This window comes from Nostoc sp. S13, from assembly GCF_029379315.1.
Classification (GTDB): Bacteria; Cyanobacteriota; Cyanobacteriia; order Cyanobacteriales; family Nostocaceae; genus Nostoc.
The window spans coordinates 1-9,145 of the sequence record NZ_JAQYWQ010000181.1; the positions used below are offsets into that span (position 1 = coordinate 1).

Annotated in this window: 13 protein-coding genes; 3 read left to right on the forward strand and 10 right to left on the reverse strand. The window is 41.8% G+C overall.

The features are described from left to right. The 7 genes from PUQ00_RS30930 to PUQ00_RS30960 form a co-directional block, all read right to left on the reverse strand. The coding region (locus PUQ00_RS30930; RefSeq protein ID WP_300423650.1) for a hypothetical protein at window positions 1–349 on the reverse strand (349 nt) is incomplete at its 3' end. 257 nt (window positions 350–606) lie between these two features. After that, window positions 607–819 carry a sulfur carrier protein ThiS gene (gene thiS, locus PUQ00_RS30935; protein ID WP_300423651.1) on the reverse strand — a complete coding sequence of 71 codons (213 nt, stop codon included), beginning with the start codon at window positions 817–819 and terminating at the stop codon, window positions 607–609. A gap of 72 nt (window positions 820–891) precedes the next feature. Then, window positions 892–1,947 carry a thiamine phosphate synthase gene (locus PUQ00_RS30940; RefSeq protein WP_300423652.1) on the reverse strand — a complete coding sequence of 352 codons (1,056 nt, stop codon included), beginning with the start codon at window positions 1,945–1,947 and terminating at the stop codon, window positions 892–894. A gap of 802 nt (window positions 1,948–2,749) precedes the next feature. Beyond that, entirely contained in the window at window positions 2,750–3,187 is a 438-nt protein-coding gene (locus tag PUQ00_RS30945) for a transposase (protein WP_300423654.1), read from the reverse strand. 180 nt (window positions 3,188–3,367) lie between these two features. Further along, window positions 3,368–3,550: a helix-turn-helix domain-containing protein gene (locus PUQ00_RS30950; protein ID WP_300423655.1), complete on the reverse strand. Its 183-nt coding sequence runs from the start codon at window positions 3,548–3,550 to the stop codon at window positions 3,368–3,370. Window positions 3,551–3,557: 7 nt separating this feature from the next. Further along, a complete protein-coding gene (locus PUQ00_RS30955; RefSeq protein ID WP_300423657.1) occupies window positions 3,558–3,683 on the reverse strand; it encodes a hypothetical protein in 126 nt (41 codons plus the stop codon). Window positions 3,684–3,736: 53 nt separating this feature from the next. Next, window positions 3,737–3,913 carry a hypothetical protein gene (locus PUQ00_RS30960; RefSeq protein WP_300423659.1) on the reverse strand — a complete coding sequence of 59 codons (177 nt, stop codon included), beginning with the start codon at window positions 3,911–3,913 and terminating at the stop codon, window positions 3,737–3,739. A gap of 393 nt (window positions 3,914–4,306) precedes the next feature. On the opposite strand from PUQ00_RS30960, the gene PUQ00_RS30965 reads away from it, so the two are divergent. Then, window positions 4,307–6,223 carry a DUF1565 domain-containing protein gene (locus PUQ00_RS30965; RefSeq protein ID WP_300423668.1) on the forward strand — a complete coding sequence of 639 codons (1,917 nt, stop codon included), beginning with the start codon at window positions 4,307–4,309 and terminating at the stop codon, window positions 6,221–6,223. Window positions 6,224–6,262: 39 nt separating this feature from the next. Then, complete coding sequence (locus PUQ00_RS30970; protein WP_300423660.1) at window positions 6,263–6,442, forward strand: hypothetical protein; 180 nt, start codon at window positions 6,263–6,265, stop codon at window positions 6,440–6,442. A 74-nt stretch (window positions 6,443–6,516) separates the two neighbouring features. Here PUQ00_RS30970 and PUQ00_RS30975 read toward each other — a convergent pair whose 3' ends face one another. Genes PUQ00_RS30975 through PUQ00_RS30985 form a run of 3 tightly spaced genes read right to left on the reverse strand, consistent with a single transcriptional unit; the run spans window position 6,517 to window position 7,293 of the window. Next, window positions 6,517–6,639: a hypothetical protein gene (locus PUQ00_RS30975; protein ID WP_300423662.1), complete on the reverse strand. Its 123-nt coding sequence runs from the start codon at window positions 6,637–6,639 to the stop codon at window positions 6,517–6,519. Then, a complete protein-coding gene (locus PUQ00_RS30980) occupies window positions 6,632–7,069 on the reverse strand; it encodes a putative toxin-antitoxin system toxin component, PIN family (RefSeq protein ID WP_300423663.1) in 438 nt (145 codons plus the stop codon). Before PUQ00_RS30980 ends, PUQ00_RS30975 begins: the two co-directional genes overlap by 8 nt. After that, window positions 7,069–7,293 (reverse strand): hypothetical protein, encoded by a 225-nt coding sequence (locus PUQ00_RS30985; RefSeq protein WP_229484255.1) that lies wholly within the window; start codon window positions 7,291–7,293, stop codon window positions 7,069–7,071. The genes PUQ00_RS30980 and PUQ00_RS30985 overlap by 1 nt, the downstream gene beginning before the upstream one ends. 789 nt (window positions 7,294–8,082) lie before the next feature. Here PUQ00_RS30985 and PUQ00_RS30990 point away from each other — a divergent pair. Further along, entirely contained in the window at window positions 8,083–8,895 is an 813-nt protein-coding gene (locus PUQ00_RS30990) for a toll/interleukin-1 receptor domain-containing protein (RefSeq protein WP_300423666.1), read from the forward strand. Window positions 8,896–9,145 lie beyond the last annotated feature (250 nt).

Genomic DNA, 9,145 nt, shown 5'->3' on the forward strand with positions numbered 1-9,145 from the left:
AGGCAGGACTCGTTGAAGTAGGAATCGCGTGACTTCTAGTCATGCGAGGTTCAAAAGTCTTAAATTCTTTTAACTGCTTTCCTGAATAATCCCATAACCTAACCGTACCATCATCTCCATCTGTAGCCAGTTTCTTTTCGTTGGGGCTAAAATTGACACTGTTAACATAGCCCTTATGTCCCAGCAATGGTTTATGCGGCTTGCCATTAATATTCCACAGCAATGCCGTCCCATTTTCTCCAACTGTAGCTAGCAGCTTGCCATCTGGACTAAATTTGGTAGTCTCAACTTTACCTTTGTGCGGAAATTCTCGGAACTTGGTTCCTTTGAGATCCCACAGTTTCGCCATACCATAATTAATGGTGCTTTTTGAGATCCTGGGGGAGAATTTTCTAACTCCAATCCAGCAATATCTTCTGCTTCTGCATCAGGATTAACAGCTCGCCAAAAGACCACTTTGGCTTTTAGGTACTGTTTAGCTGCGACTAACGGAAATTCTAAAGTGATTTCTGAATCTGGCATTTGAGCAGTTGTTCTAGAAAGTCCCAAAGCATCAGCTACTACATGAGCTTGAGGTTGAAACAGATTAAAAGTGGCTGAAATTAACTAACCACCACCGACAATAGTTACCACTTCTAAGCGATCGCCTGATTGTACTTTTGTTTGCGGCCAAAACTGGCGATGTAAAATTTCGCCATTATACTCCACAGCCACCAAGCGGGGGTTAAAACCCAACTGTTGGAGCAAGTCGGGTAAAGAAATTTGAAACGAACAGCTATGGGTTTCCCCATTTACCTGAATCGTAATCTCATTAGACATAATATGTGGGGACTGGGAACTAGGGAATGGGGTATTTGGTTATTTACTTTGGATAAATGACAAATGACTCTTTTAAGATTCTGGTTTAATGCGATTGAGTTGGGAGAGGAAATATTGTGTCACGAGGGTAGGCTGTTCGGCTTGCATGAGCGATCGCACCACCGCTACACGTTCGGCTCCCGCATCAATCACATCATTGATATTATTGGCATCTATTCCTCCAATGGCAAACCAGGGAATTGGGCAATTTTTGGCAGCATAGCTGACATATTCTAAACCTGTTGCTGCCTTACCTACTTTCGTGGGAGTTTCATAAACTGGCCCCACGCCAATGTAATCTACACCTTCAGCAATTGCTCCTTGCATTTCATCTTTATTTGTGGTAGAAAGACCGATCAAACGCTGGGAACCGAGTAATTGCCGAGCAACAGCAATAGGCATATCTTGTTGTCCCAGATGCACCCCATCTGCATTGACTGCTAAAGCCAGATCCACGCGATCGTTAACAATGAACAAAGTGCCGTAGATATGGCATAACTGCCGGATTTTTCTAGCTTGTTCCAGACGCAAAGAATCATCGGCGGTTTTGTCGCGGTACTGTAAGAGCGTTAATCCACCTTTAAGTGCAGCTTCGACAGTGTTCAACAAAGTTTCACTAGGGGAAGTAACAAAATACAGACGCGATCGCCACAATAATTGATGGCGCTGATAACCCATTAAACTACTTTCTAGGGTATAAACCTGATAGCGCATCTGCTTACAAGCTTTAGCCATAGTTGGGTGGTAAAGCTTGCTGTATTCTTCCAATACCCGCAATGCTTCTTCTATGCGGCAAAAGTTAGCTTGCAACACTGATTTGATACTAGCTCGTTCTTCCTCCTGAGGATGAGTTAACTCAGTTCCAGGATCGCCTGGTGTATCTCGCGCCGCCCGTAATTCCGAGGTATGCCACTGGGCTACCTCTTGTCGCAGGCGCTTACATTCAAAAGCCAACTGGGCATTATTCAATCCAAACCGACACCATTCCTCAATAATTCGCAAGCCCTCACGAGCGCGGTCTAAATTGGCATCTAAAATGCGGTAGACAACCTGCTGTATTTGCTCTTTTTGCCTGTATGGCTCGACCATTACAACAACCCCGTTAGTGCTTTCATCGAAATGTGAATTATCATATGTCCTAGTAACCATAGTTAATTAATTTGCTTTTTTTTACTCAATTTTTACTAAATCTACGGAAAACAACGTAGTAACCAGGGTTACAGTCAATTATCCCATGTTCCTATAGGTAGCGATCGGGGTAGTCTGAGGCTACAGTTTCGCACTAAGATTAGTCAAGTATTTTACGGTAAACGACAAGCTTACAAAGGACTGGCAAGAGCAGATACACCACAAAATTGCAATCCAGTTAAAGCGACCCATGCTAAAAGTCACTTCCATGTAACATCTCTACATTCTTTTTAACTTTACAACTTTTGCATATTCACTCGATATAATCTTCTGGTAATGCACCTATATTTTCGATGTATTTAAACAATTTATTTGCTGTAATACTTAGTATTTTAGAAGGGTTTTCTTCGATTATAGCCAGGAGTAAAACTGCACAGCTTCTTAAAATAGCATATTCAAAGTCTAGGTCATCCGTAAATTCTTGATAGCGTTTCTGTTGAATCCATTGAACTAGAACTTTGCTTAATATGCGAGATGAAAATAGCTTGACAGAAAGGAGATTAGCAATCTTGCCCGTATTATGTATGTTCTCTATAGCTGAAAAATGGGCAAGGTTTTCCCGAAAAATAAGTAGGTCAACTTAATTAAACGTAAAACGCTTAACTTGATACTGACCTTGCTTGGCTCTATAATTTATACCATCGATAATAGCGATCGCTAATTCATATTCATCCTCAAAAACTCGGCCGGCAAGCTGATCATGCTATATATGCAACCATTCGTCTTCAATGCGATTCAAATGAGTTCTATAGGGAGGTAGAAAAAAGATGTACAGACCTTGCTGTTGCCAACGTTGATGCTGGTGGCGAGCCAAATGACTTTTGTCAACAGAAGCATTATCGTGAATAATTACGGTGATTTGTCCGGTTTCTAGTAAACGGCGTGCAGCAATTTGAGCAAGACACTCCATGAGTTGGACATAGATTGGTGCTTTCAATGTTCCAAGCATCAAAGCATAATCAAAACTAACTTTCGGCTCCCAAATACCGAAGATGTTAATCCGCCTACCGCGTCGTCTATTTTGTCGAATACATTTTTGCTCTCCCCTACGCCCATAAGTGTAATCAGTAGGACTAGTGCAGTAACAACCAGATTCATCCAAGTACTTTAAACAAAGCAATCCTACTAATTGTGCCCACACCTTGAGTAATTCCCAATCTTGGCCTTTAGCTTGTAAATATTCAGCCTTAAGACTTAAAGCCGGACAGTAGCGGATACGTTTCCAACACCACCCCTTTTTTTGACTACTCGCCTGATTTGTTCGGCTCCTAACTCAATTTGTCGTTCTTCAAATAGCTTTTGACTTAGCTGCCGAGCACGCTCATCGGCGATTTTGTCCCAAGCATTTTTCTACTACTTGCCAATCAACTTCATGCCAGCTTTGTTTTTTTCCGCGTCCTTGGGCTTCCCACAAACCTCCTAAACCCTGTAATTGCCAGCGTTTAAGTGTCTGCCTTACTGTCTGTTGTGCCCAATCTAGATATTCTGCGATAGTACGGTACATTCCATCGCTAAGCATTTAGGCGCAAGGCGATCGCTCTTTGTTTAGTTCGACGTGGTACTTTATCTGCACAACTGAGTTCTTTTAGTGTACGGTCTTCTTCGGCACTTAGTATTATTCTTAACGCACTTGGCATCAGTTCTCACTTAATTTCTCAACTTTATCTATCTTACGTTTTTTTAGGTTGACCTACTTACTACATATAATTTCTAACGCTTCTTCAGTTGTAAAACGTCCGATATACATCTTTTCAAGAGTATCGAGTACCTGAGATTCACCTGTTATTTTTTCAATCATAATCGATTTAACTTTTAACTCTAATCCGACTACAAACTGTTGCTCTCCATAGTTAACTGAGGTATTCAAAAAACTGCTTTAACTCATCTCTAGGAATTCTCCGCATAAATCCTGGAATTTCTGCACTGGAATTAAGCTGTTCCACATTTAACTTGCATAATTAGGGCGGGCAAGATGCCCACCCCACAAGAGTTCTGTTTAATTCGGTCATGCAAATTAGATGTTTTTCAGCTTAACAAACCTGAGTTCGGCGTCATTTATAGAAAATTATTGACATCATCTTACGCGATCATATATTGCTATAAAGTTTACTCTGTCTAGTTTTCAGGCTTTTTTTTACATCGAACTCAGGTTACTCTGTATTAAGTATCGCCAATCGGTCAATATGTGAGTAATATTATCGACATAATACTTTCTAAGAGTATAAGAATTTATTTTTACTTATAAGGAGTTGTGTTAAATATGATTCCCAGCCGCCTGTTTTCTAAGTACCCCAGATTAGATGTTCTGCTTGCAAAGCCGAAGTTTCTGGAATCAGCAAGGCTTTTCTTTTTTCGTTTTTCAGTATTATCACTTACCGTAGGCATAGGAGCGGCAAGTATGGCGTTCCTGGGTACAAGCTTGGGCAGTGCAATCGCTCAGATTCCATTGACACCAAATTCAGCACCTCTGGGTGAGAAAACAAATTCTCAAGTTAACGTGCTATTTGTCAACCCAAGTGGCGGAGATGACAAGGCAGGCAATGGCAGCGAATCCGCTCCTGTGAAAACGATTACCCAAGCGTTACGATTAGCTGGCGCCAATACTGTAATCATGCTCTCCACTGGTACTTATAGCGCCGAGACAGGAGAGATATTCCCTTTAATGCTGAAACCGGGTGTTTCAATTCAAGGCAACCCTAGTAATCAAGGTAAGGACACTATCATTCAGGGAGGTGGTGATTACCTGAGTCGGAGCTTTGCCGGTCAAAACGTCACAATAGTGGGAGCAAACCAAGCCTTGCTGACTGGGGTGACGGTGACAAACTCGAATCCCCGTGGTTACGGTTTATGGATTGAATCTAGTAATTCGGTAGTCACAGAAAATACATTCACTAGCAGTACCCAAGATGGGATTTCTGTCAGTGGTAATGCTGCACCCACTATTAGCAAGAATTACTTTGATCGCAATGGAGCCAATGGCATCACAATTGCCGGTAACTCGCATCCTCAAGTCAAAGAAAATGTCTTTCACGAAACGGGTTTTGGGATCAATATTGCCCAAAATGCCGCTCCTGTAATTATCGGCAATCAAATTCAGAACAATAGAACGGGAATTGTGGTGCAAGCAAATGCCCACCCAATTTTGCGGAATAATTCTATTCAAAATAATAAAGAAGATGGTTTAGTTGCGATCGCTCAAGCAATACCAGATTTAGGTAGTGCATCCGAACCTGGGGGTAATGAATTTCAAAATAATGCTCGCTACGACATTAACGCCAGCGCTGCTAAACAGGTGATGTCTGCTGCTGGTAACAACCTTGTAAGTAGTCGCATCACTGGCAAGGTAGATATCAACGGTACAATACCACTAGCCACCCCAACTTCTCAACCTGCCCCTGTACCCAACAATGTGCTACGAGAAATACCACCAACTGGGGAAATCACCTTCTCGGCTCCAGAAGTCTCTGAAACTACCAACGGGCAAACCAGCAACAGCATTTCAGCAAATAATCGTGTTCCTAGACAATTAAACAGTCAGCTGCTGCCATTGTTGCCAGCTAATATACCACTTTCCACGCCCATATCCAATCAACAGCAAGCCACCTCTAAAGTTGCCGGTTTTCCTACTCCTAGCAGCTTGTCGGCTAAACAAATACCAACTGACACTTCAAGAGTTGCAACTTCCAGTCCAGCAGAGCCACCTGCTCCGCCACAGTTGAATTATGTGCGGATCGATCCCAATACAATTGAGTTTACGGCTCCTGAGTATCCATCCAATTCAGTTGCACAAGCACCAGCCCCAAGTGTGAGGGAGCAAACACAGCAGCCATTACCAGTACTAGAAGCTGCTTCCCCAAATGCTGAAGCACTTTTACCACTTCCTGAGCAAAATATCCCCATAGATAATACTCGCAATATGCGAACAAGTTCTGCAACTATGCCCGATGGCGGGAACTCTGCGACAAAGTTGGGTGTACGTTATCGTGTGGTAGTGCCACTAGCGACTGATAAGGATAAAGATTTAGTGCGATCGCTTGCTCCTGGTGCGTTTGCCACAGTTTGGCAAGGTCAAAGAGTTATGCAAGCAGGAGTATTTAGCAGTGAATATAATGCTAAAGAAATGCTCAAAAGACTCTCTAGTAAAGGTTTAAAAGTCATTATGGAGCCGTTGAATTGACTAGGGAATTGGGCATCCCTTCGGCTTCGCTTAGGGCAAATGGGTATAGGGCAAAAGATATGGAATTGGCAAGAAAAGCACCTCAAAATGAATATTGATTCACTTGAGAGAGCGATCGCTTTCCTACTGTGGGGAGGCATCGCTCTTTTAGTCAAGGGGGTGATCGTATTTTGGGAAGTCGGTCAAAAGGCGATCGCGGTTAAGCATAAGTTGAATTAGCAATCGCGGGTCAAAATGAAATCAATCGACTTGAGAGAGCGATCGCTTTTCTAATGTGGGGAGGCATCGCTTTTTTAGTCAAGTGGGCGATCGTATTTTGGCAAGTCGGTCAATAGGCGATCGCGGTTAGGCATAAGTTGAATTAGCGATCGCGTTCTTGTTTTAGGGAGCGATCGGGGAAAGCATCCTTTATCCATTACCTTCATCTAGATATTTCAGGAAAGAATGAACACCCAATAACTGAATGCCATAGCTTGTCATTACCCCTCTCAAATCATCATCAGCCCGCAAGTCATCATCCCCAGATACAATAATCCCCGCTTTGCCATCAATCGCTGTAGCCAACACAGGTAAATCTTTGGGATCTCGACAATTAGGCGGAACAGTTTTCAACTCAACCCATAAGGCGCGGTACTGCAATTGTTGTTCTAGGCGAATCGCCTGACTAGAGTCAATCCGCTCTCTTAAACGGGAGCGATTCCAAACAAGATGGAGTTCTTCCATGAGCGGTTGACTCATTACCAACTGGAATTTATCCTCATTAAATGCTGCCAAAATTGGCAATGTAACTCGCCCTTTCAGCAAAATGCGAATCCAAATGTTGATGTCGATGACCACTTGCAACATCAGACCTGCTGGGATTGCTGACGCACAGCTTTAATTTCAGCCCTGATTTCATCGTCTGTAATCTCATTCACGGGGGGTTCGGCATAAAGTTCTTGAATTAAAGCCGTCAAATCTGAACGTAAATCTATTTGAATCAAGGCTCTAGCGACTTTTGCTCGTTCGTCTGGCTGCAACTGTTGTACCGCCGTAATGAGTTGTTCCAAAGTAATTGGGATCGATACCATGTCAGTACCCATCATCAGGGTTTCTTAAATTTTAGTGCGTTTGTGCGATTGCTATCAGTCTTTTCAGCGGAATTTATAATTGACAAATGTCACCTAACTGCTGTTGAAGGATTTCTAGCGATCGCTTCGCCCATTTTAAATTGAGTTAGAAAAAAGCTGAACGATTTAGTAGGGGTTCTAATCTACAATACAAATGTACTATAATTCCAACTTTGCGCGTAGTTTACCGCCGTAGGCATCGCATAAAAATAGAGTTTTTAGAACAGGGTGGTAGTTCAAGGTAAATTTAGGGGAATGGCTAAAACCATTACTACACCAAGATTTTCTGTTTTTCGGCAATTTCTTGAACTCCAAAAAAAATGAGCGAACCGGGAGTGATAAGTTACGGTAATAGACTTGAAACTTTTTGGACAGATAAATCTGGAAAGTCCCAAAGCACTCTTTAGTAGAGTGCTTTCACTTTTTAACTAGTATTTTTTCGGAATCGCCTTTTTTACATTTGTAGATTTGTGTAAGAATTACTTACATAAATATCAATTTAAAAAATGCACATTAGCATCACGAATGACTTGAAGAAGCGCTTCCATGCCACCTGTGTCATGCGGGGTAAGAAAATGAGCCAAGTACTAATTGAGCCAATCGAGCAATGGCTCAAAAGCAACGAGTGTTCTCCAACAAAGAAGACAGAGAGCTAAAAAGCTAGTACCGAACTGATTGTCTTGCTACTAAAACCAGTTGAGTAAGAAAACTTTGTCAATTTATATAATCAGGTGCAACCAAAAAAAAGTTATGTCCATACTACCCACTGGGCCTATAGAAGTTTTCTTCTCCTACGCCCATAGAGACGAAGAATTCAAAAACGAGTTAGTGAAACACTTAAGCATTTTGAAGCGGCAGGGTGTAATTACAGCTTGGCATGACCGAGAGATTACTGCGGGAAGAGAATGGGCAGGTGAAATTAATACACACTTGAATGCAGCCGATGTGATTCTGCTGCTTATTAGTCCAGATTTCCTAGCTTCAGATTATTGCTGTGACATTGAGCTTAAACGAGCGATGGAACGGCACGAAACTGAAAAAGCTTGCGTTATTCCCGTTATTCTCCGTGAAGTTGATTGGAAGGGCGCATTGTTTAGCAAGCTTCAAGCCTTGCCCAAAAATGCTGATCCTGTGGCTAATTGGGTAAATCGCGATCAGGCGTTTGCGGATGTTGCTAGAGGAATTCGTAAAGCAGTAGAGGAGCTAAAAGAACAGCCAACCTCCCAAGCTATTTCACAGCTTAGTTTTTCTTCTATTGAAATCGAGCAAGAACTAAATGACTCAGACAGAGAAGTACTTACAGAACTCTTAATATATAGTGGACGTGCAGAATATTCAGCACGAAAAGCTCTTTGTATAAGAATTGGAATTGAATCAAATAAACTTGGATTTTTCAGACAACCCACCAATGCTGACTTTGCTTTAGAGCTAATTGACTATTTGCATACTACCGATAATAGACAAGCTCTTGGGCAAATCTGCAAGGAACTTGAAGTTGTGTTTAAAACAGGGAAACACGCAGCTAAATTGGAAAGTATTAAATCAAAACTAAATTGTAAGTAGTATTAAGAATAAAAATTATGTCAACTCAATTCCTTTTGGACGAAAACGATATCAAAGAATTAACAAAACTAATGCTCGTAATGATCGAGACCCAAGAGTCAAGAAAACAACTATGTAGAGACCTTGGTATCAACCCCCAGGAAATCTCCTTTATCAGAGATTCTTCGGATGATACATTTTGTACAGAACTATAGGAATCCTATTTGAGTTTTGAACAAGCTCCGTACATCTGAAGAGTGGCAAAGTCAAA

Excerpts from the sequence above, each read along its gene's own strand:
- PUQ00_RS30950 (WP_300423655.1), bottom strand. The coding sequence starts at position 3,550 with ATGTACCGTACTATCGCAGAATATCTAGATTGGGCACAACAGACAGTA.
- PUQ00_RS30990 (WP_300423666.1), top strand. The coding sequence starts at position 8,083 with ATGTCCATACTACCCACTGGGCCTATAGAAGTTTTCTTCTCCTACGCC.
- PUQ00_RS30985 (WP_229484255.1), bottom strand. The coding sequence starts at position 7,293 with ATGGTATCGATCCCAATTACTTTGGAACAACTCATTACGGCGGTACAA.
- PUQ00_RS30940 (WP_300423652.1), bottom strand. The coding sequence starts at position 1,947 with ATGGTCGAGCCATACAGGCAAAAAGAGCAAATACAGCAGGTTGTCTAC.
- PUQ00_RS30955 (WP_300423657.1), bottom strand. The coding sequence starts at position 3,683 with ATGCCAAGTGCGTTAAGAATAATACTAAGTGCCGAAGAAGACCGTACA.
- PUQ00_RS30980 (WP_300423663.1), bottom strand. The coding sequence starts at position 7,069 with ATGTTGCAAGTGGTCATCGACATCAACATTTGGATTCGCATTTTGCTG.
- PUQ00_RS30965 (WP_300423668.1), top strand. The coding sequence starts at position 4,307 with ATGATTCCCAGCCGCCTGTTTTCTAAGTACCCCAGATTAGATGTTCTG.
- PUQ00_RS30975 (WP_300423662.1), bottom strand. The coding sequence starts at position 6,639 with ATGGATAAAGGATGCTTTCCCCGATCGCTCCCTAAAACAAGAACGCGA.
- thiS (WP_300423651.1), bottom strand. The coding sequence starts at position 819 with ATGTCTAATGAGATTACGATTCAGGTAAATGGGGAAACCCATAGCTGT.
- PUQ00_RS30970 (WP_300423660.1), top strand. The coding sequence starts at position 6,263 with ATGGGTATAGGGCAAAAGATATGGAATTGGCAAGAAAAGCACCTCAAA.